Raw genomic sequence first — 22,020 nt, forward strand, 5'->3', positions numbered from 1 at the left:
GTTCATTCGGTCTCGGTGGCGATGGGGCGTGAGTTGCGCGGCGGCACCGGCGCGGTCGAGCCGCGCACCACCAGCTGCGGCACGAAGCCCTGGTTGTGCAGCGACTCGGCATCGTCGTCGTAGGCGTCGCTGCGCAGCTGCGCGATCAGCAGCCGCGCGGCATGGCGGGCGATGTCCTCGGTAGCCTGCTTGGCGGTGGTCAGCGCCGGCCACGACTGGCGCGAGAACGGGCTGTCCTCGAAGCCGGCGATGGACAGGTCGTAGGGCACGTTCATGCCCACCGAGCGCGCCGCCGCCAGCACGCCGGCGGCGATCTCGTCGTTGCAGCCGAAGATCGCGGTCGGCGGCGCGCGCAGCGCCAGCAGCCGGCGCGCGCCGCGGAAGCCGTCGTCGAAGGTGTAGTCGCCCGGCACCACCAGGTGCTTGTCCAGCTCGATGCCGTAGTCGTGCAGCGCCGCCTCGTAGCCGGCGTGGCGCTCGCCGCTGGAGCGGTGCTGCGGCCCGCCCCAGAGGAAGCCGATGCGCTGGTGGCCGAGCTGGACCAGGTGCTCGGTGATCTCGTAGGCGGCGGCGCGGTCGTCGACGAACACGCACGGGCCGTCGCCCGGGTCCTCGGTGGCGGCGATGATGCGCACGGTCTTGATGCCGCGCGCGGCGAGCCTGGCCACCAGTTCCCTGCGCTCGGACATCGGCGCGGTCAGCACCAGCCCGGCCAGGCGCGAGCGCTGCACCCACTCGGCCAGTTCGTCGGCCAGCAGCGGCGAGGTGGAATCGCACGGATGGATCTGCAGGCCGAAGCCGGTCTCGCGGCAGGCGGCCAGCACGCCGTTCTGCACGCCGATGATGTGGTACGGGTTGGGGTTGTCGTAGACCAGCCCGATCACGAACGGGGTGCCGCTGCGCAGGTTGCGCGCGGACGGATCGGGCTCGTAGTCCAGCTCGGCGATGGCGCGCAGCACGCGCGAGCGCGTGGCCTGCATCACCGACGGCTCGTTGTTGATCACGCGCGAGACGGTCTTCAGCGAGACCTTCGCGCGCTCGGCCACGTCCTTGATCGTGGGTCTGCGCATGCCCTGCCCGTTGCTGGTGTGTGTTCCGGCCATGATGCCCTGTCAGCCCTGCGCCGGCATGCCGACGCGGTGCCCGCGCAGCGCGTAGTACAGGATGTACAGATAACAAGGCACCATCAGTGCGGCGAACACCGCCTGGAAGTCGTGGTGCTGCTTGAGCACGGCGAACAGCTGCGGAATGATCGCGCCGCCGGCGATGCCCATCACCAGCAGCGCCGAGCCGATCTCGGTGAAGCGCCCCAGGCCCTTGATCGCCAGCGGGAAGATCGCCGGCCACATCATCGCGTTGGCGAAGCCCAGCGCGGCGACGAAGCCGACCGAGACGTAGCCGTGGCTCAGCAGCGCGCCGATCGAGAACAGCACGCCCATCACCGCCGACACGCTCAGGTAGCCCTGCTGCGAGATCCAGCGCGGGATCAGCGCCAGGCCCACCAGGTAGCCGGCCAGCATCGCCGCCAGGGTGAACGAGGTGAACAGCTTGGTCTGGTCCAGCGGCAGGTCGAAGCCGTGGCCGTAGGTGCCGATGGCGTCGCCGGCCATCACCTCCACGCCGACGTAGACGAACAGGCACAGCACGCCCAGCCACAGGTGCGGGAAGTGGAAGATGCTCGAACGCGCGGGCGCGGCGGCGCCGACCGGGGTGGCGTTGACCTCGGCGGCCCTGAGCTCGGGCAGCGGCGAGAACAGCACGCCGATGGCCAGCAGCACCAGCACCGCGGCCATCAGCAGGTACGGCGCATGGATCTTGGCGGCGAACTGGTCCAGCAGCGCCGCCTTGGTCGCCGCGTCGGCCGCCGCGACCTCGCTGGCGAGGTCGCCGATGCCGTGCAGCACCACGGTGCCGATCAGGATCGGCGCGAGGATGCCGGCGGTCTTGTTGCAGATGCCCATCAGCGCGATGCGCCGCGCCGCGCTCGCATGCGGGCCGAGGATGGAGATGTAGGGATTGACCGCGGTCTGCAGCAGCGCCAGGCCGCCGCCGATCACGAACAGCCCGCCCAGCGCGCCGGGGTACCAGCGCTGCGTGGAGAACTGGCCGAACGCCGCCGCCCCGCACGCCATCACCAGCAGGCTCAGCGCCAGCCCCTTCTTCATGCCGGTGCGCTTGAGGATCCACGACGACGGCAGCGCCAGGAAGAAGTACGACAGGTAGAACACCATCAGCACCAGGAACGCGTTGACCTCGTCCAGGTCGAACGCCAGCCGCACGAAGGTGATCAGCGGGCCGTTGATCCAGGTGAAGAAACCCATGACGAAGAACAGCACGCCGACGATGGCGATGGAAGCGACGGGACTGGCTGGCCTGGCGGTGGACATGGGGCGGCGGCTCCGGGGTGGATACGGCGGGCGGGGGTCAGCGTCGCAGTTCGGCGACGAAGTCGTAGTAGTCGTTGTGGCAGTAGGTGTCGGTCAGCTCGATCGCACTGCCGTCGCGGGTGTAGCCCACGCGCACCACGTGCAGGATCGCCTCGCCGGTCTTCATGCCCAGGTGGCCGGCCAGCCGTGCCGGCAGGTTGATCGCGCGGAAGTACTGCAGCGCGCGCACCACCGCGTGGCCGCGGGCGTCGAGATAGGCGTAGAGCGAATCGCCCACCGCGGCCGGGTCGGGCACGATGTGCTGCGGCAGCACCGCCTGCTCGTAGGCCATGACCCGGCCGTCGGCGCTGCGCAGGCGGGTGAGCGCGGCCACCACCGTGTCCGGCGACAGCCCCAGGCGCAGGATCTCCTCGCCGTGGGCCGGGCGCAGGCGCTGCTCCAGCCAGCGCGTACCGGGCTCGAAGCCCTTCAGCCGCAGCGTCTCGCTGAAGCTGGTCAGGCCGCTGAGCTGGTGCTGGATCTGCGAGGAGACGAAGGTGCCGGCGCCCTGGCGGCGAGTGACCAGCCCCTGCTCGACCAGCGCGTCCACCGCCTGGCGCAGGGTCACCCGCGAGATGCCCAGCTTCTCGCACAGGTGGCGCTCGGCCGGCAGTGCCTCGCCGCCGCGCCATTTCCCACCGCGGATCTCGTCGCCGAGCTTGGCCGCCAGTTGCAGGTACAAGGGCGTGGGGGCCGCCGGATCGAGGCTCAGCTCGTCCAGCCGCGGGTCAGCTTCCTGCTTGGGTTTGGCCATGGCTCCCCCTGGTCCGTTCGGATTCGTTATATCCAATATAGTACCAATTTGGCGGGTGCGCACCCCTGCGCTCACAGCCGCAGGTACAGCCGCCGGCGGTCCATCCACCAGCCCACCGCCCAGCACGCCATGGTGTAGGCCAGCGCGCACAGCAGCGATCCGGCCGCGCCCGGCGCGATCGCCTGGAACACGCGCACGCCGATCCAGTCGTACACGCCCATGCCGGCGCCGGCGGGGATCATCTGCAGGGTGACCACGAACAGTTCCGAGAACAGGTAGATCGCCAGCGGGTTTCGTCCCAGCACGGTGAAGAAGCCGCTGCCGCGCACCTGCCCGCGCAGTTCCACCCACCACACCAGCAACGCCATCGCCAGCAGGTCCAGCCCCACCGTGCACAGCACGAACGGCGCGGTCCACAGCTTCTTGGACAGCGGCAGCCACGGGTTCCACGCCAGCGCCAGTGCGACCAGCACCGCACCGGCCAGCAGCAGCGTGCGCACCGATGCGGCATTCTTGCCGCTGCGCTGCAGCCAGCGCCCTGCCAGGTAGCCCGCCAGCACGTTGGCGGTGGCCGGCAGGGTGCCGAGCACGCCTTCCGGATCGAAGCCGCCGTCCTTGCGGTACAGGTGTTCGCGGCCGAGCAGCCACAGGTCCAGGCGGGTGCCGGCGTTGCCGAGCTTGTCCAGCTCCAGGCCCGGCTGGCCGAATGCGTACAGGATCGCCCAGTGCCCCAGCAGCAGCGCCGCGCCGGCCCACGGCAGCGCCTTGAACGGCAGCCAGCGCACCAGCAGCGCCGCCAGCAGGTAGCACAGCGCGATGCGCTGCAGCACCCCCATCACCCGGGTATCGCCCAGCGCGTTGAACGCCCAGCTGCCGTCGGCCTGGACGTGGAAGAACGGGTACCAGTACATCGCGAACCCGCACAGGAAGATCAGCACCGCGCGGCGGCCGGCCTTGCGCACGAACGCGGCGGACGGCATGCCGGTATCCAGCGCGAAGCTCATCGCGCTGCCCACCGCGAACAGGAACGAGGGGAACACCAGGTCGGCCAGGGTGAAGCCGAACCAGGCGGCATGCCTGAGCTGCGCGTAGGGTTCGGCACCGGGGCCGGCGGTGTTGACCAGGATCATCAGGAAGATGGTCAGGCCGCGGAACACGTCCAGCGAGAGGAAGCGCTCTTTCTTCGGGGCGGTCATTGCAGGGTCTCGATACGTGAAATTCCCGTGGGAGCGGCCGTGGGAGCGACTTGTAGGAGGGACTTGTAGGAGCGACTTCAGTCGCGATGGGGCTCTACCGGTAGAGCCCCATCGCGACTGAAGTCGCTCCTACAGGTCGCTCCTACCAAAACAGCCAGACAAGAGCAGCCAGAGAATCCGGAAGAGCGGGAAAGCACCGCCTCACTCGCGGTCCAGCCGCTCCAGCAAGCGCCGGATCGAAGCCACCGCGTCGGCTGGAGGCTGCCGCTGCGGGATCTCCTCGCGCTCGGCCCAGGCGCGCTCCCAGCGCACGCTGCCGGCATCGAACGCGGCCTGGTCGAACGCCTGCCCTGACGCCTGCGCCTGCCGCAGTGCGGCGAAGAAGCGCTGCCAGCGCGGCAGGTAGAACCCGGCATACATGCCCTGCCAGGCCTTGGAGGCGTAGTCGGCCAGGTTGCCGTCGCCGCCCCATACGCTGACCTGGGCGCGGGCATCGGCGAGGTAGTAGCGGCGCAGCGCCGGATCGTCCGAATACCCGGCCGCCGCGCCGGTCCAGTCGGCCAGCGTCTCCTGCTGGCCGCCGAGCAGCGCATCCAGGCCGGTGGCCAGGTCGGCGAGCTTGCCGGCCAGGCGGTCGCCGGCCGCAAGGTCGCCGCCCTGGTAGGCGCGCACCGCCTGCTGCAGCAGCTCGTCGGCCTGCAGGGTCAGGTAGTGCCGCGCGTACTCGACCAGGTCGTGGCGATACAGCGGCGCGTCGCGGTACTGGCCGGCCTGCGCCAGCAGCGCGTCGATGGCGCGGCGCAGGCGCGGCGGATCGCCGGGCTTGTCGTCGAAGGCGACGACGGCCGTGGTCGGGCGCTTGAACAGCAGGTAGGCGCCGGCCTTGCGGTCCCACCAGCGCGGCGACCAGTAGCGGGTGCCGTAGATCGACGCCTCCAGGTCCTTCCACGCCGCCAGCAGCGCCGGCGAGGCATGGCCGTAGCGCGCGCGGGTGTACTGCGCGATCCACTGTTCCCACGGCTGCGCGGTGCCGCCCCAGGCCAGGCCGTAGAGATACTCGTAGACCACCGAGTTGTTGTGCAGCCCTTCCGGGAATACGCCGAAGCCGGCCAGGTTGCCGTGCTGCGGATCGGCCAGCAGCGCCTGCAGGTCCTGCCGGTAGAACGCGAAATCGCCGTACAGCGGATTGCTGCCGCCATAGTTGTGCACGTAGCCGTAGATCCACTGCTTGCCGTCGAACGCCTGCGAGGCCTTCCAGGTGCCCGGGTAGCGGTCGTTGCCGATGTCCAGCACCATCAGCCGCTCATCCGGCACCCGGCTCAGGAACGCGGCGATCGCTTCGGGCTGCCAGAACTCGCGGTCGGCACCGAACAGCCAGCCCTGCATCACCCAGGTCGCCTTCGGGCTGGCCTGGGCGATGGAGCGGTAGATCGCCTCGCCGTACTGCGCCAGCCGCGCATCGCGCTGCGCCGCGGGCACCGCCTTCGCCTTGGCCGCGTCGGTATTGGCGGTGCTGTCGCCGTACTTGGCCGCGGCCACGTCGCTGCCGTCGTCGGCCACCGGCGGCAGCATCTCGTTGAAGGCGTCGGCCAGGTAGAACTCGCCTTCGCCGTAGGCCTGGGTGTACAGCTCGATGAAGCGGCCGGCGATGCGCGCGAACAGCGGATCGGCCGGGTCCATCCAGTAGGTCTCGTGGAAGCCCTCCCAGGCGCGCATGCGATAGATCCGCGCCTGCGGGTGCGCCTGCGCGAAGGCCTTGGGCACGTAGCCGGCGAAGGCCGGCAGTACCGGCTTCATGTCCAGTTCGCGCATGCGCGCCAGGATCTTCTGCTGCAGCTGCCGCTTGCTGTCGATCCACTGCTGCGGCAGCGGCGCGCGATAGCCCTCGATGTTGCCCATGCGCTGCCACGGGGTGAACGCCGGGCCGGAGAAGTAGTCGCCCAGGTCCGCATCGGCCACGCCGAACTCGCGCCACAGCTGCTGCCAGATCGCCTCCTGGCCCTCCATCGCCAGCGGCATGTCGATGCCGTGCAGCGCCATCCAGTCGATCTCGCGTTCCCAGCGCGGCCAGTCCCAGAACGGGGTGGTGTAGCCGTAGGTGCAGGTGTTGAGATAGACACGGTGGGCGAACGGGGTGGCGACCTTCCCGCCGGCGAAGGCCTCGAAGCGGGCCGGCAGCGCAACCCGGTCGCCCTCCCAGCTGATCGAGGCCGCGCCGATCGAATTCAGGTAGGCGTAGGCGCCATGCACCATCGCCACCGGGTCCGAGCCCTGCACCTCCAGCCGCTTCCCCTGCGCCTCGATGCGATACCACGGCGTCCCGTCCTGCGGTTTCCGGGTGAGGGTGATGCGCGCAGCGGCCTCCGCGCCGAGGCTGCGTTCGAGCACCGTGTGGGCGGGATCGCCGGCGTTCGCGGCCGCGGCCACGCCAAGGCCGGCAAGCAGCGTTAGTACGACGAATGCGGGACGCCGCATGAAACCCCGTGCGCTCAACTCATGTACTCCTGGAATATGTCGCCCTTGACCGGACGTCCTTGGCTGCTGCTGGTGATCTTGCCGGTGCTCTTGCTTTTCCGGGTACCCGTCCGCAGCAGTGGAGGCGGCGAGAAAGACCCGAAGTGCGGCGCGCATGGATGCGCGGCGTTCGCGGCTGGAGTGGACGAACCGGAAAAGGCGACACATTGCTTCGCCCCGGCGAGCGGGCCGGCGCCGCGAGGCGACCGCCCCGGACGTGGCCGCGCGGCGGACAGGCCCCGGCCGCCAATCCCCGCCGCCTCCACGGACCCGCGGCGCCGAGCGAGGAGGCGCAAGCCGGGGCCTGCTTCCCTGGTTACCTTTGTTTGCACGAGCAGGGAAAGGCAACCCGCCCCGCAGGAGCGGAAACCTTGGCTGTTGCCGTTGCTTCCAACAGCACCGGCGCCATCAGAGGATCTCCCACTTCGCCGTCAGGTAGTAGCTGCGCCCGGTCACGCCGGTCATCTGCCACACGTCGCTGGCCTGGTAGTAGGCCTTCTCCTTCTGGTCGGTGATGTTGACCACGCCCAGCGAGAAGCTCAGCCGGTCGCTGGCCTTGTAGCCCAGCAGCGCGTCGAGCTGGGTGCGCGCCTTCATCATGTGCCCGGCATAGGCGAAGAAGCTGTCCGCGCTGGTCTGGTAGTACTCGCTGCGATGGGTCGCCGACAGCCGTGCGCTGAACAGCCGGTTCTCCCAGAAGCCGGTCACGTTCCAGGTCTTCTCGGAAAGGTTGCTGATGACGAAGTCGTCGTTGTAGTCGGGAATGACGCGGGTGAAGTTGGCGGTGAGGCCGAAGCCGTCGACCGGCAGCCACGCGTCCAGCGTCTGCGTCCAGGACAGCTCGTAGCCCTTGAGGTAGTTGGTCTGGTCGCTGTTGAAGGTCTTGGTGATCTCGTAGACATCGCCGTCGGCGCCCACGCACTCGTTGGCCGCGTTGATGCCCAGCGACACGCCGCCGTAGCTGCCGGGGCAGATGTTCTGGTTGTAGGTGCCGTTCTTGATCGCCTTCCAGAATCCGGACAGCGACAGGCCACCGCCGTCGTAGTACCACTCCACGCCCAGGTCGGCCTGGTCGGCGGTCATCGCCTTGAGGTCGACCGAGCCCACGCTCACCGAATTCAGCGTGCGGCCGTCGGTCAGCAGGCCGCTTTGCTCGGTGGTGGCGATGGCGGTGCTGCTGGTCAGGATCGGGCGCACCAGCACCTTGGCCGCCGACAGCCGCAGCAGCAGGTCCGGACGCATCTCCAGCACGAAGTTGGCGCTGGGCAGCCAGTTGTTGTAGCGGTAGACGGAGGTGGCGGTGCCGACGATGTTGTTGGCCTCCTCGTTCACCTCGTCGGGCGTGGTCAGCCAGGTGTCGGTGGTGCGCTTGGTGTTCTCGTAGCGCATGCCGATGTTGCCGCGCAGCGGCATCGAGCCGATCTCGGTGTCGATCTTGGCCAGCGCGTAGGCCGAGTAGATGTCGTTGTCGATCGAGTAGCTGCTCTGCGGCGCGAACACCACCGGGATGCCCGTGCCCTCGGCTTCCAGCGCGGCCTGGTAGGCGGCGAGGTTGGGGATGATGAAGGAATGCTGGATCGAGTACAGGCCGCCGAGGAAGTTGTTCTCCACCGTGCCGTACTCGGACATCAGCGGCAGGTCGGCCGGATCGGCGTCGCCGATGACGTAGCGGTCGCGGCGCCAGATCTTGCGGTCCAGGGTCTCGCGGCGGTACTTGCCGCCGAACTTGACCGAACTCAGCCAGCCCCAGCCCAGCCAGCGCTCGGCGTCGAGCTGGACCGAATCCTCCTGGTTGCGCAGGTGCTTGATCGCGCCGTTGGGGTACTCGTTGCGCGTCATCGTGTACGGGTCGTACCAGCCGGCATCGGTCAGGTCGTTGGAGACGCTGAAGGCGGGACTGGACGGGTTGGAGATGTCGAGCACGCTCGAATCCACGGTCACTCCCAGGATCGCCGCGGTCTCGTCCTCGCGGGTCTTGCCCAGGGCGTGGTTGAGCGCGCCGGTCACGGTCCAGTCGCCCGGCGTCCACTTGAAGTCGTAGCTCACCATCTCCGAGACCCAGTCGTGGTTCTCCAGCTGGCGATTGCTCTCCATCGTGTAGTCCTCGGCCAGCACGCGGGTGGCATAGCCGTTGTCGGCCGCCTGCACGGTCTGCGTGCCCGAGCTGAGCAGGAACACCTGCTGCTTGATGTCGTTCCTGGTCTCGTCCTTGGAGTAGATCCAGGTCAGGCCCATCTCCAGCTCGTCGCTGGGCTGCCACTGCAGCGCGCCATTGAGCATCCTGCGCTCGGTCTCGCGGTCGATGCGGCGGTAGCGGGTGCGGGTGGGCATCACCACCGATTCGCCGTCGTAGCTGCCGGTGCCCCAGCGGTCGATCCAGAAGTAGTCGGCGCGATCCTCCAGCTTCTGCCAGCCGGCATTGAGGAACACCCCCACCCGTCCGTCGCCGAAGTCGAACTGGTCGATGTAGCTGGCCACCGCCTTGCCGGTCGGATTGCCGCCGTCGACCGAGTCGGAGTACTGCCCGGTGGCGGACACGATCAGCTTGCGCTGCTTGTAGTCCAGCGGCTTGACCGTGTCGATGTTGACCGTGCCCGACAGGCCGCCGGCGTCCATGTCGGCGGTCGGAGACTTGATCACCTGGATGCCGGCGGCGAGCTCGGGCTGGATGATGTCGTAGCGGAAGCCGTCGGTGAAGTCGGCGCTCTTGAAGGTCTGGCCGTTGATGGTGGTCATGGCGTACTGCGGCCCGAGCCCGCGCACGCTGATGGTCGAGCCGCGGCCGTTGATGCTGGAGATCTGCACGCCGGGAATGCGCTGGATCGCCTCGGCGATGTTCTCGGCCGGGAACTTGCCGATGTCCTCGGAGGAGACGCCGTCGGAAACGCGGATGTCGTCGCGCTTCTTGTCCAGCGCCGTGATCAGGCTCTGCTGGTAGGTACTGGTGACGGTGACCGCGTCGAGCTGGGAGATCTTCTCGTCGGTGGACGCGGCGGCGGCCTGCTGGGCCAGCGCCGGACGCGGCGCCGAGACGGCGACGACCGCCGCGATCGAGGCGGCCAGCAGGGTGCGGGAACTGCGACAAGGGGAGGCGTTCATGTGGCTATCCTGGAGTGATGGCTGGAGGACCCGGGCACGCACAAACGGCCGATCGGACGCAGGCCGGCACCGATCCCGCTCCGCGCCCGGCCGTAGCCGTGCGTCGCCTGGATCTGCCGGCGTGTCCGCGCCGGCCTGCCGCTCCCTTCGCAAGTACCCGCCCGCCAGGTCATGGCAGCCGGGATATCGCCGATCGAACCGCGCAATTGGATACATACCAATCGCACGGCTCGATTCTTATGGTCTTAGAAAGATCCTGTCAACGGCTTATGAAGATTTGGCCGATGGACATCGCCGCGGCGGCGGTGTCGCGTGTCGCACGCGCCGAATAATTCATTGAAAATCAATTGCTTGACATGACAAATCAATGCCGACACGTCGCGTGCTGCAGCGCATCGCGAACATCGTTGTCATCGTATCAATGAGATACCAATCTCCGCGTCCAACCAATTCCGTTTCGGCCCGGCGGACGCCCCGCTCCGCCGCCGGCCCGAGGGTGCGCCAATGCACTCGACGGGCCCGTGCTTTACCTACCTCCGCCACCGTTCGCGGGCGTCTCTGGCAATGGCAAGGGCCTACACCGCGGGTAATACAACTTCATGACATATCTGTTGACATCGTTGTCAGCTCATGTTCAAACTCGCCCCACGTGACCGGCAACGTGCGCCGGGACCGCACTGAATGAGGGCAGGCATGTGGCAGCAACCGTCCCCGATATCCAGCAGTCGGCCATGAGGGCACCGGCACCGTTCCTGGCCGCCGACGTCGGCGGGACCCACGTGCGCGTCGGCCGCGTCCAGGCCAGCGGCGACCGCGCCCGTCCGGTTTCGGTGCTGGACTACCGCAAGTACCGCTGTGCGGATTTCCCCTCTCTTTCGAGCATTCTCGAGGACTTCCGCAGCAGCGGGCCGGCGGTGCGCGACTGCGTGATCGCCAGCGCCGGCTTCCCGCTGGCCGACGGCAGCGTGATCACCACCAACCTGCCCTGGCCGCTGTCGCTGCCCCGCATCCGCCAGGACCTGGAACTGGCGTCGGTGCACCTGGTCAACGACTTCGAGGCCGTCGCCCATGCCACCGCCTACGTGGACGCCAGCGAGATGCTGCAGCTCGCCGGCCCCGCGCACCGTCCGCCGGGCCCGATGCTGGTGCTCGGCCCGGGCACCGGCCTGGGCGCGGCGGTGTGGATACCCACCGAGCACGGCCCGGTGGTGCTGCCCACCGAAGCCGGCCAGGCGGCGCTGGCCAGCAATACCGAACTGGAAATGGCGCTGGTGCGGCACATGCTGCGCGAACGCAGCCACGTCAGCGTCGAGCACGCGCTCTCCGGCCCGGGCCTGATGAACCTGTACCGGGCGCTGTGCGCGATCCGCGGCACCGTGCCGCTGCACGCGGCGCCCGGCGACATCACCGCCGCCGCGCTGGCCGGCAGCGACCCGCTCGCCGTCGAGAGCCTGGAGGTGTTCTGCGGCCTGCTGGGCAGCACCGTCGGCGACATGGCGCTGCTCTACGGCATCCAGGGCGGCATCCACCTGGCCGGCGGCATCCTGCCGCAGATCCGCGACTTCCTCATCGGCAGCCGCTTCGTGCCGCGCTTCCTCGACAAGGGGCCGATGCGCGAGGCGCTGGAACGCATCCCCGTGAAGCTGGTCGAGCACGGGCAACTGGGCGTGCTCGGCGCGGCCAGCTGGTTCATCGGCAGAACGCAAGCAGCAACGCCAGCGCAGCAATAGCCAGCATTCCCCGGGCGGCTCCGCCCTTCCCGGCACCACACACGACGGCGGCGATTCGCCGACACCCACAAGTGATGAGGAGAGACATCATGAACCACCGCAAGACCCTGCTATCCGCGGCGATCCTCACCTGCCTATCGTTCGGCGCACAGGCGCAGCAGGCCGCCGCCGGCAGCCCCGACCCGACCGAGCTGGACACGGTGCAGGTCACCGGCATCCGCGGCAGCGTGCAGAAATCGCTGGACAGCAAGCGCGAGGCCGCCGCGCACGTGGAGGTGGTCAGCGCCGAGGACATCGGCAAGCTGCCGGCCAAGAACGTCGCCGACACCCTGCAGCGGGTGGCCGGCGTCAACGTCAGCGCCTCCAGCGGCAGCGAGGGCGGCTTCGACGAGAGCGAGCGGGTGAGCCTGCGCGGCACCGGTGCCAGCCTCACCCAGACCCTGGTCAACGGCCACCTGGTCGGCACCGGCGACTGGCTGGTCTCCAACCAGAGCGGCAATGTCGGCCGCAGCGTCAGCTACGCGCTGTTCCCGGCCGAGATCGTCGACCAGGTGGTGGTCAACAAGGGCTCGCAGGCCAAGCTGGTGGAAGGCGGCGCCGCCGGCACCATCAACATCCTCACCCGCAAGCCGCTGGACTTCGCCAAGGATTTCACCGGCGAGGCCACGCTCGGCGGGGTGTACTCCGACCTGCCCGGCAAGACCGAACCACAGTTCAGCACGCTGCTGAACTGGAAGAACGCGAGCAACGACTTCGGCGTGCTGGTGCAGACCTTCGTAGAGAACCGCAGCCTGCGCCGCGACGGCCAGGAAGTGGTCGGCGGCTACAGCCAGATCGCGCCCACCTCCGCCGCCGCGACCGCCAACCCGGAACTGGCCGGACTCTACTATCCCAACCTGATCGGCTCGACCCTGTTCACGCAGAAACGCGAACGCAAGGGCGGTTCGTTCGACATCCAGTACAAGCCGACCGACAACCTGACCCTGGGCCTCAACGGCTTCTATTCCAAGCTCGAGGCGAACAACTACAACCGCAACTTCATGCTCTGGTCCGGCCAGTTCGTGCCGAACCGGCTGCCGCAGTCCTACACCACCGACAACGGCGTGATCACCGGCGCCAGCTACGCGGCCGACGCCGCGGCGACGCTGACCCCATACGCGGTCTACGACCAGATCGCGCGCATCTCCGAATCCGAGTCCAAGTACATCGCCCTGGACGCCGACTGGCAGGCAAGCGAGCGCCTGGGTGTCAAGTTCCAGGCCGGCACCACCCGCGGCAGCGGCAAGACCCCGCGCCAGGACACGCTGGAACTGGCGGTGGCGGGCAACGCCGGCGCGAGCTGGGCGCTGGGCGGCACCACCACCCCGATCGACTGGACCCTGGGCGATGCCGGTACGCTGGACAGCGCGCTGAACAGCTATGCATCGATATTCGGCATCCAGGGCTCGAACGCGCAGGACAAGGAGGACTGGTTCTCCAGCGATGCCGAGCTCTACTTCGACAGCGGCCTGCTGTCCACGCTGGACTTTGGCGTGCGCTACGCCGAACACGTGCGCGAGAACAGCGGCGGCATCAACCAGACGTTGCTGTCCGGGGCGCTGGCCGGCTATGCCTTCCCGGCCACCGGCCTGTCCTATCCGGGCGATTTCGCCGGCACCATCGGCGGCAGCTACCCGAGCGACATCTGGTACTACTCCGAGGCGCAGCTGGCGGCGATCAACGATGCCCTGGCCGACCGCGACCCGGCCACCCGCGGCTACTGGCAGGGCGCCTACCGGGTGAAGGAACGCAACAGCGCCGCCTACGTGCAGGCCAACTTCGCCGGCGAGCGCTGGAGCGGCAACCTCGGCGTGCGCTACGTGCATACCGCCGGCAGCAACCGCTACAACCAGTCCACGCCCGACGGCTATGTCCCGGTGACGGTGGACAACAACTACGGCCGCTTCCTGCCCAGCCTGAACTTCAAGTACGAACTCAGCGAGGGGCTGGTCGGGCGCTTCTCCGCCTCGCGCACCATGACCCGCCCGGACTACTCCGACCTGGCCGGCTACGTGTCGCTGACCGACCTCACCCATACCGGCAGCGGTGGCAACCCGAACCTCAAGCCGATCATCTCCAGCAATGCCGACCTGGCGCTGGAGTGGTACTTCATGCCGCGCGGCCTGCTCGCAGCCAGCGTCTACTACATGGACCTGAAGGACTTCATCGCCCCGCAGACGCGCTCGGTGGTCTACAAGGACCAGACCGCCAGCACCGCGGCCGGCAGCGACGTCTACGCCACCTACCTGATGTCCACACCGGACAACATCGACGCCAAGGTCAAGGGCCTGGAGCTGACCTACGAGCAGCCGCTGGGCGAGAGCTTCGGCGTCAGCGCCAACTACACCTACGCCGACGGCGAGACCGACGGCGGCGGCCCGGTGCTGGGCACCTCGAAGAGCACCTACAACCTGTCCGGCTACTTCGAGCGCGACAGGATCAGTGCCCGCGTCAGCTACACATGGCGCTCGTCGTTCTACTTCGGCCCGCGGCGCTCGTATCCGTTCTACCAAGACGACTTCGGCACCCTGTCGGCGACGGTCAACTACCGCTTCAACGACCGCTTCAGCCTGTCGCTGGACGGACTGAACCTCAACAACCCGGTCTACAAGTACTACACCAAGATGGACGGCAACTCGCTGCCCTACGCGTTCTACGAGAACGGCCGGCAGTACTACCTCAACCTGCACATCAGCTTCTGAGCCATGCACGGGTCCGCCGTTCCCCCCGCCGCAGGCGGGGACGGCGGTCCGGCGCGACCGCCGCGGCACGCCAGGGTGGCGGCAGCAACGTCGGCACCCACCCACTCCTCCCGAGGTAGCCATGTCCCGCCCCCTCCCGTACGCCTCCCGCCGCGCCATAGGTGCCCTGCTCGTTCTGGCCATCGGCCTGGCAGGACCGGCCATCGCCGCCGCCCCGCCGCCGCTGATCCCGGTGCCGGCATCGCTGCAGCCGGGCCAGGGCCAGTTCCAGCTGCGCGACGGCACCACGCTGCAGTCACGCGGCGAAGGCGCCGATGCGGCCGCGGACTATCTCGTGCGGATGCTGCAACGCACCGGTGGGCCGACGCTCGCGCGCGGTACCGTAGCGGGCGCGGACATCACGATCGAGGTCGATCCGCGCGGCTTCGCCGCCGATGCGTCGCAGGAGGCCTACCGGCTGGACGTGTCCGCACGCGGCATCCGCATCGGCGCACCGCACGCACGCGGGCTGTTCTACGGCGCAGTGACGCTGTGGCAGCTCGCCACCGCCGGCGAGGGCGAAGGCACGGTGCGGATCCCCGCGCTGCGCATCGACGATGCCCCGCGCTTCGCCTGGCGCGGCTACATGCTCGATTCCGCGCGCCATTTCGAGAGCGTCGAGCAGATCGAGCGCCTGCTCGATGCCATGGCCATCCACAAGCTCAACGTGTTCCACTGGCACCTGACCGACGACCAGGGCTGGCGCCTGGAGATCAAGGCTTATCCGAAGCTGGCGCAGGTCGGCGGCTGCCGCGCGCAGACCGACGGCGATGGCGTCCCCTACTGCGGCTTCTACAGCCAGGAGCAGGTACGCCACATCGTGCGCTACGCTGCCGAGCGCCAGATCACCGTGGTCCCGGAGATCGACGTGCCCGGCCATGCCACCGCGGCGATCGCCGCCTATCCGGAACTCGGCGTCACCGGCCGCGCCATGCCCGTCTCCAACGAGCGCGGCATCCACGCCAACCTGTTCAACGTGGAGGAATCCACCTTCCGTTTCCTGGACACGGTGCTGGGCGAGGTCGCCGACCTGTTCCCCGGCGCCTACGTGCACGTCGGCGGCGACGAAGCCATCAAGGAGCAGTGGAACGCATCGGCGCGGGTGCAGGCGCGCATGCGCGAACTCGGGCTGGGCGATGCCGACCAGCTGCAGAGCTACTTCATGGGACGCATGCAGGCCTCGCTCGACAGGCGCGGCAAGCGCCTGATCGGCTGGGACGAGATCCTCGACGGCGGCCTGCCGCCGCGCGCGGCGGTGATGTCCTGGCGCGGCGTGGAAGGCGGCGTCGAGGCCGCGCGCCTGGGCCACGACGTGGTGATGTCGCCCACCCGCAGCCTGTACCTGGACTACCTGCAGACGCGCTCGCCCAACGAACCGCACGGGCGCCTGGCATTGATCCCGCTGGACCGGTTCTACGCGTTCGAGCCGGTGCCCGAGCAGCTGCCGGCCGCGCAGCACCACCACATCCTCGGCCTGCAGGCCAACATGTGGACCGGCGACAGCGCCACCTTCGCCACCATCCAGCACAACACCTTCCCGCGCCTGGCGGCGATGGCCGAGACCGGCTGGAGCCCACGCGCGCGCAAGGACTACGCCGGCTTCCTGCAGCGCCTGCCGGCACAGCTGCAGCGCTACCGCCGGCTCGGCATCGCCTATGCGCAGACCCCGTTCGAGGTGCTGGCCGACGCAGAGCCGGGCGACGCCGCGGGCACCGCACGCGTGCGCCTGGATACGCCGCTGGACTACGAGATCCGCTACAGCCTCGACGGCGGCGCGCCATCCTCCGCTTCGCCCCGCTATACCGGCCCGCTGCAGCTGCGGTTGCCGGCGCAACTGCGTGCGGCCACGTTCCATGACGGCCGCGCGCTGGGCCCGGTGGCCGCGTTCGCGCTGGACCCGGCCAGCCTGCTGCGCCGCGAGGAGGCCGCGATGGACGAATGCCCGGCGGCCAACGGCCCGGCGCTGCGCCTGGCGGGCAGCGCCGGCACCGATGGCAGGCGCCCGCTGTTCAACGTGGACATCATGACGCCGTGCTGGCTGTGGAAGAACGCGCCGACCGCCGGCATCGGTGCGGTGCGCGTGCATGCCGCACGCCTGCCCTACACCTTCCGCCTGAGCCCGGAGGAAGAAAAGCGGCGGCGCTTCCTGCCCGCCGCCAGCGCCAACGGCGAACTGGACATCCGCGCCGGCGGCTGCGACGGCCCGGTGGTCGCCAGCGTACCGATGCCGGCGGCGACGCCGGCCGATGGCACGATCCAGGTACAGGCGCCGCTGGCCGCGACCGACGGCCGCCAGGATCTGTGCATCCGCTTCAGCGGCGACACCCGTCCGGCGATCTGGGCACTGGACCGGGTCGAGCTGCTGCCGCGCTGAGCGAGCTTGGCCAGGCCACGCGGATCGCCACTGCGGGGGGCCCTGTAGGAGCGACTTCAATCGCGATGAGGCTTCACCGGCAAGGCCCTTCGCGACTGAAGTCGCTCCTACGGGGGCGACACGCCAGGAGGAGGCACGCCAGGAGCCGGCACGCCGAACCGCCCTCAGTACAGCAGGTAGCGTCGCCGCAGTTCCTCGAAGCGCCCCAGGTCCGCCTGCCAGCGCGCCTCGATCGCCGCCAGCGGTTCGCCGCGCTCGATCGACTCGCGGATCCAGGCATTGCCGGCCAGCTTGTCGAAGAACGGCGGCTCGCCGGGCAGGAAGCGGAACTGCCCGGGATACAGGTCGTGCAGCGTCTTCAGCAGCGCCAGTCCGGTACGCACCGGCAGGAAGGCATTGCGGTCCACGACATGGATCTGCACCCCTCCGCAGGGCACGCCGGCATGCTTGGAGAAGGTCGGGGTGAAGGCGATGGGACGGAAGCGCACGCCCGGCAGCCCTAGTGCGTTCATGCGCGTCGCCAGCACCTGCGCATCGACGAACGGCGCGCCGACGATCTCGAACGGGCGGGTGGTGCCGCGCCCCTCGGACAGGTTGGTGCCTTCGAACAGGCCGGTCCCCGGATACACCAGCGCGGTGTCCGGCGTGGGCATGTTCGGCGACGGCGGAATCCACGGCAGGGTCGAGCGCAGCGGCTGCTCGCCGCGACGCCAGCCCTGCATCGGCACCACCTGCAGCTGCGCGCCGATGCCGAAGGCGTCGTTGAACAGCCGCGCCAGCTCGCCGATGGTCATGCCGTGGCGCAACGGGATCGGGAACATGCCGACGAACGAGGCGAACCCAGGCTCCAGCACAGGCCCTTCAACGCGCTCGCCGCCCAGCGGCTCGGGCCGGTCCAGCACCACGATCGGAATGCCGGCGCGCCTGGCCGCGCGCATCGCCCCGGCCAGGGTGTAGGGATAGGTGTAGAAACGCGCGCCCACATCCTGGATGTCGAACACCAGCACGTCCACGCCATCGAGCATCGCCGGCGTCGGCTCGCGGGTCTGTCCGTACAGGCTGTACACCGGCAACCCGGTGGCAGGATCGCGCGAGGAATCCACGTGCTCGCCGGCCTGCACGTCGCCGCGCACGCCGTGCTCGGGACCGAACAGTGCCACCAGTTCGAAGTCCGGCCGCCGTGCCAGCAGGTCGACGTCGCTGCGCAGCGCGGAGTCGGCGCCGGTCATGTTGGTGATCAGGCCCACGCGCTTGCCGCGCAGCAGTTCCGGCCGTTCGCGCAGCAGCACCTCGATGCCCAGCCGCGGCGCGACGGCGGCGCAGTCGCAGGGAACGGCTGCCGTGGCGACGGGAACGGACGCAGCGGCCAACGGCGACAGCGCGAGCAAGGCGAACAGCGGACGAAGTAGCGTTGGGCGGAGCGGCATGGCGGACCTCGAAGCGCGCTGCCGGCACGCGCCGGAACTGCGCAGGAGAAGGTTTGACATCGTTGTCTTCGCTCTATATACCACAGGGGCAGACACCGGCGCCGGGGGCCGCCGCTGCACCGCCCAGACACGCACCCGCCCGAGCCTTGTCCAAAGACGCGAACCCGAGCCCATGCCCTCCATGAAGTCCGCCGCGATGCTGCTCTGCCTCTGCCTGTCGTCCATCTCCCTGCCCGCCGCCGCCGATTCGCGGCTGGGCGTGCCTCCGTCCGCGCAATCGCAGGACTACCTGGCCAGCAAGGGCCAGTTCCAGCTGCACACGCTGCTGACCGAGCAGCGGCACCCGCGTACCTGGGACCTCAGCCGGGTCGCCGCCGGCGACACCACCGCCGCGCTGGCGCAGCTGCTGTCGGTGGACGAGGATGTGGCCCTGGCGCTGCGGCAGGTCGCCGACGATCCTGCACGCCTGGCCACGCTGGAGCGGGCCTCGGCGTCGGTGCAGGCCGCGCTGCGCGGCGGCCACCGCATCTACTTCTACGGCACCGGCTCCACCGGGCGCCTGGCCGAGACCCTGGAAAGCGGGCTGTGGCGGCCTTTCTGGCAGCGCGCGGCGGCCTCGCCGGCGTGGCCGCGCATCGCCGCCGCCCTGCCCGGTGCCGGCGAGCGCGTGCGTGGCGAGATCACCGGCGGCGACCGTGCCCTGATCAGCTCGCTGGAAGGCTTCGAGGACCTGCCGCTGATCGGCGAGCTGCAATTGCAGGACAACGCCATCGGCCCGCAGGACGTGGTGTTCGCGGTCACCGAAGGCGGCGAGACCTCCGCGGTGATCGGCACCGCCCTGGCCGCGGCGGCGCAGCCGGGCGCGCACGCGCAGCGCACATGGTTCGTCTACAACAATCCCGACGCGGTGCTGCGGCCGTTCGAGCGCAGCCGCCGCGTGCTCGACGACACCCGCATCGGCAAGATCGCGCTGCCGACCGGGCCGCAGGCGATCACCGGCTCCACCCGCATGCAGGCCACCACCACCAGCCTGTACGTGCTCGGCGTGGTGCTGGAGGACGCGGTGGCGCAGGTGCTCGGCACGACGCTGCCGACCGACGAGATGGCCGCGCTGGGCTTCGCCCCCGGCACCGGCATCGCCGAACGCCTGCGCGGCTTTGCCGACATCCAGCGCCGCGTGGCCGCCGCCGCGCCGCGGCTGGCCAGCTGGACCGACCTGGAGGCGCGCGCCTATGCCGGCGGCCACCACGCCACCTATCTGGCGCAGCGCGCGCTGATGCCGGTGTTCGTAGACGTCACCGAACGCGCGCCGACCTTCCGGCTGGCGCCGCTGGACCCGGTGGATGCGCCGCAGCGGCGCTCGTGGATCCAGGTGTGGGCACCGCTGGAGGATCCGCAGGCGGCCTGGCAGGCGCTGCTGCAGCGGCCGTTCCATGGCCTGGACCCGCAGCGCTACCGCGCTCCATTCGAGCAGCGCATCGACGATCCCTACCTGCGCCAGGCGGCGCTGCGCAGCCTGGCCTCGGCCGGCGCCGAGCAGCAGGCGCTGTACGACCTGGCCTACTCGACGCGCAACCGCGAGCGCAGCGGCCCGCAGCGCGGCGACCTCGGTACCCTGGTGTTGCTCGGCGAGCCCACCCTGACCCCGCTGCAGCAGCAGTGGCTGCACGACTTCGACGCCGCCGGGGCCGGGCTGGCGGTGGTCGCGGTCGGCAGCGGCCCGCTGTCGCCGGCGGTGCTGCAGGCGCTGTCCACGCTGTCGCGGCCGGTGCCGCTGATCGCCGTGCAGGTACCGCAGCGCGATGCCTTCGGCCTGGACCAGGCCATCGCCCTGAAGATGCTGCTCAACGCCCACTCCACCGCCGTCATGGCCAAGCTGGGGCGCGTGGTCGGCAACACCATGACCGCGGTGCAGCCGGGCAACCTCAAGCTGATCGGGCGTGCGACCTACCTGATCCAGTCGCACGTCAACGGCGTGCTCGGCACCGCCGCTTGGCAGGCCCGCCACGGTGCGACGCCGGCGCTGGACTACGCCGAGGCCAACGCGGTGCTGTTCGAGGCGATCGACCGCCGCGCCGCGATGGCGGAGGCCGAGCGCGTGCCCGAGGTCGAGCTGGCGGTGGTGGCGATCCTGGAGGGACTCGCCCACGGCACCGCGCTGGACTGGGACGGCGCGGCGCGCATCGTGCACCGCCAGGGCCTGAACGGCTACCTGGCCGGCTACGCCGACTGATGGCGCCTTCGCGCGCGCGTGCCGTAGAGCCGAGCTCGTGCTTGCATCCCCCTTCGGGGCTCGGCTGCACAGGCATCCGAAGCCGCAAGCCGCCGGGCAAGTCCGGCGCCATGCCACCGCCACGGGTTCGGCGGCGAGGCCCAGCTGCGCCTGCTGCCCGGCACCGCGTCGCGCTGCTGCTGGCACTGCTGGTCACGCTCCCGGCCACTGCCGCGCCGCTGCTGCCGCGCGCGGACAGCGTGCAGGCGGCGGGGTTTTCCGCCGCCGGCCTGGACGCGATCGATCGCTCGATCCAGGCGCAGGTCGACGCCGGCTTCCCCGGCGCGGTGCTGGCGATCGTGCGCGACGGGCGCCTGGTCAAGCTGCGCGCCTATGGCTACGCCCAGCGCTACGACGCCCATGGCGCCCTGGCCCGGCCACAGCCGATGCGCGCCGACACGATCTTCGACCTGGCCTCCAACACCAAGATGTACGCCACCGTCTTCGCGCTGCAGCGGCTGGCCTGGGAGGGACGCGTGGACGTCGATGCGCCGGTGGCGCGCTACCTGCCCGAGTTCGCCGACGCCGCCGATCCGCGCAGGGCGCGGATACGCGTGGCCGACCTGCTGCGGCACAGCGCCGGCTTCGCCGCCGACGTGCCGTTCCACGATCCGGCCACGGCCGGTCCCCGCTTCTCGCAGCAGCGCGCGCGCACCGAGGCGCTGCTGCCGAAGCTGCCGCTGGACTATCCCGCCGGCAGCCGCAACCTCTACAGCGACACCGACTTCATGCTCGCGGGGATGATCGTCGAGCGCATCACCGGCCAGCGCCTGGACCGCTACCTCGACGACACCTTCTACCGGCCGCTCGGGCTGCAGCGCACCGGCTTCGCGCCGCTGGCCGCCGGCAAGGGCCTGACCCGCGTGGACTTCGCCGCCACCGAGCCGCAGGGCAACAGCCGCGGCGGCAGCGTCGACTTCCCCGGCATCCGCCGCGATACGCTGCGCGGCCAGGTGCACGACGAGAAGGCCTACTACGCGATGGGGCAGGTCTCCGGGCATGCCGGGCTGTTCTCGGATGCCGAGGAACTGGCGGTGCTGGTGCAGTTGACGCTCGACGGCGGCGAACGTGGCGGACACCGCTACTTCGACGCGGCCACCCTGTCCCGCTTCACCGCGCCGGCCGGCCCCGACCCCAGCTACGGGCTGGGCTGGCGGCTCAACCGCGGCGACGGCCTGCGCTGGATGTTCGGCCGCTGCGCATCGGCCCGCGCCTACGGCCACACCGGCTGGACCGGAACCCTGACCCTGGCCGATCCCGCGCATCGCCTGGCCATCGTGCTGCTGACCAACAAGAAGAACACCCCGGTCGTCGATCCCGGCCGCGACCGCAACCGCTTCGCCGGCGACGGCTTCGCGATCGCGCGCTACGGCAGCGTGGTCGATGCGGTCTACGCCGCGATCGACGGCGGCAGCGGCGGCGTGCCGCATTGCACGCCCCAGCAGTAG

At 69.8% G+C, this 22,020-nt stretch carries 12 protein-coding genes; 5 read left to right on the plus strand and 7 right to left on the minus strand.

Going from position 1 to position 22,020, the window contains the following annotated elements; all coding sequences use genetic code 11:
* Nucleotides 1-2: 2 nt before the first annotated feature.
* The 6 genes from LRX76_RS16230 to LRX76_RS16255 all read right to left on the minus strand — a co-directional run bounded on the left by LRX76_RS16230 (nt 3) and on the right by LRX76_RS16255 (nt 9,989).
* Nucleotides 3-1,070 carry a LacI family DNA-binding transcriptional regulator gene (locus LRX76_RS16230; RefSeq protein ID WP_231806672.1) on the minus strand — a complete coding sequence of 356 codons (1,068 nt, stop codon included), beginning with the start codon at nt 1,068-1,070 and terminating at the stop codon, nt 3-5.
* A 42-nt stretch (nt 1,071-1,112) separates the two neighbouring features.
* A complete protein-coding gene (locus tag LRX76_RS16235; RefSeq protein ID WP_231806673.1) occupies nt 1,113-2,387 on the minus strand; it encodes a sugar MFS transporter in 1,275 nt (424 codons plus the stop codon).
* 37 nt (nt 2,388-2,424) lie between these two features.
* Complete coding sequence (locus tag LRX76_RS16240) at nt 2,425-3,147, minus strand: GntR family transcriptional regulator (RefSeq protein ID WP_231806727.1); 723 nt, start codon at nt 3,145-3,147, stop codon at nt 2,425-2,427.
* 104 nt (nt 3,148-3,251) lie between these two features.
* The gene (locus LRX76_RS16245) at nt 3,252-4,376 is read right to left on the minus strand and encodes a heparan-alpha-glucosaminide N-acetyltransferase domain-containing protein (RefSeq protein ID WP_231806674.1); all 1,125 of its coding nucleotides are present in this window, start codon (nt 4,374-4,376) and stop codon (nt 3,252-3,254) included.
* 201 nt (nt 4,377-4,577) lie between these two features.
* Nucleotides 4,578-6,869, minus strand: coding sequence for an alpha-N-acetylglucosaminidase (locus LRX76_RS16250; RefSeq protein ID WP_231806675.1), 2,292 nt, complete (start codon nt 6,867-6,869; stop codon nt 4,578-4,580).
* Between the two features lie 429 nt (nt 6,870-7,298).
* Nucleotides 7,299-9,989 (minus strand): TonB-dependent receptor, encoded by a 2,691-nt coding sequence (locus tag LRX76_RS16255; protein ID WP_231806676.1) that lies wholly within the window; start codon nt 9,987-9,989, stop codon nt 7,299-7,301.
* 731 nt (nt 9,990-10,720) lie between these two features.
* Here LRX76_RS16255 and LRX76_RS16260 point away from each other — a divergent pair.
* From LRX76_RS16260 to LRX76_RS16270, 3 genes are all read left to right on the plus strand, one after another.
* Nucleotides 10,721-11,719 carry a glucokinase family protein gene (locus LRX76_RS16260; protein WP_231806677.1) on the plus strand — a complete coding sequence of 333 codons (999 nt, stop codon included), beginning with the start codon at nt 10,721-10,723 and terminating at the stop codon, nt 11,717-11,719.
* A gap of 89 nt (nt 11,720-11,808) precedes the next feature.
* Nucleotides 11,809-14,460 (plus strand): TonB-dependent receptor, encoded by a 2,652-nt coding sequence (locus LRX76_RS16265; RefSeq protein ID WP_231806678.1) that lies wholly within the window; start codon nt 11,809-11,811, stop codon nt 14,458-14,460.
* Between the two features lie 121 nt (nt 14,461-14,581).
* Complete coding sequence (locus LRX76_RS16270) at nt 14,582-16,873, plus strand: family 20 glycosylhydrolase (protein WP_231806679.1); 2,292 nt, start codon at nt 14,582-14,584, stop codon at nt 16,871-16,873.
* Nucleotides 16,874-17,037: 164 nt separating this feature from the next.
* Here the strand turns inward: LRX76_RS16270 and LRX76_RS16275 are convergent, their stop codons facing one another.
* On the minus strand, nt 17,038-18,300 hold the full coding sequence (locus LRX76_RS16275) for a DUF1343 domain-containing protein (RefSeq protein WP_231806680.1): 1,263 nt from the start codon (nt 18,298-18,300) through the stop codon (nt 17,038-17,040).
* Nucleotides 18,301-18,472: 172 nt separating this feature from the next.
* Here LRX76_RS16275 and LRX76_RS16280 point away from each other — a divergent pair, with 172 nt between their 5' ends.
* Together LRX76_RS16280 and pbp4b are read left to right on the plus strand one after the other, a co-directional pair.
* The gene (locus tag LRX76_RS16280) at nt 18,473-20,533 is read left to right on the plus strand and encodes a hypothetical protein (protein ID WP_231806681.1); all 2,061 of its coding nucleotides are present in this window, start codon (nt 18,473-18,475) and stop codon (nt 20,531-20,533) included.
* Nucleotides 20,534-20,643: 110 nt separating this feature from the next.
* Nucleotides 20,644-22,020: a penicillin binding protein PBP4B gene (pbp4b, locus tag LRX76_RS16285; protein WP_231806682.1), complete on the plus strand. Its 1,377-nt coding sequence runs from the start codon at nt 20,644-20,646 to the stop codon at nt 22,018-22,020.

Source organism: Stenotrophomonas sp. MMGLT7, from assembly GCF_021168555.1.
Classification (GTDB): Bacteria; Pseudomonadota; Gammaproteobacteria; order Xanthomonadales; family Xanthomonadaceae; genus MMGLT7.

What these genes read in the sequence shown, in the direction of transcription:
- LRX76_RS16280 (WP_231806681.1), top strand. Translation starts at nt 18,473, where the DNA reads ATGCCCTCCATGAAGTCCGCCGCGATGCTGCTCTGCCTCTGCCTGTCG.
- LRX76_RS16245 (WP_231806674.1), bottom strand. Translation starts at nt 4,376, where the DNA reads ATGACCGCCCCGAAGAAAGAGCGCTTCCTCTCGCTGGACGTGTTCCGC.
- LRX76_RS16255 (WP_231806676.1), bottom strand. Translation starts at nt 9,989, where the DNA reads ATGAACGCCTCCCCTTGTCGCAGTTCCCGCACCCTGCTGGCCGCCTCG.
- LRX76_RS16235 (WP_231806673.1), bottom strand. Translation starts at nt 2,387, where the DNA reads ATGTCCACCGCCAGGCCAGCCAGTCCCGTCGCTTCCATCGCCATCGTC.
- LRX76_RS16270 (WP_231806679.1), top strand. Translation starts at nt 14,582, where the DNA reads ATGTCCCGCCCCCTCCCGTACGCCTCCCGCCGCGCCATAGGTGCCCTG.
- LRX76_RS16230 (WP_231806672.1), bottom strand. Translation starts at nt 1,070, where the DNA reads ATGCGCAGACCCACGATCAAGGACGTGGCCGAGCGCGCGAAGGTCTCG.
- LRX76_RS16275 (WP_231806680.1), bottom strand. Translation starts at nt 18,300, where the DNA reads ATGCCGCTCCGCCCAACGCTACTTCGTCCGCTGTTCGCCTTGCTCGCG.
- LRX76_RS16260 (WP_231806677.1), top strand. Translation starts at nt 10,721, where the DNA reads ATGAGGGCACCGGCACCGTTCCTGGCCGCCGACGTCGGCGGGACCCAC.
- pbp4b (WP_231806682.1), top strand. Translation starts at nt 20,644, where the DNA reads ATGCCACCGCCACGGGTTCGGCGGCGAGGCCCAGCTGCGCCTGCTGCC.
- LRX76_RS16265 (WP_231806678.1), top strand. Translation starts at nt 11,809, where the DNA reads ATGAACCACCGCAAGACCCTGCTATCCGCGGCGATCCTCACCTGCCTA.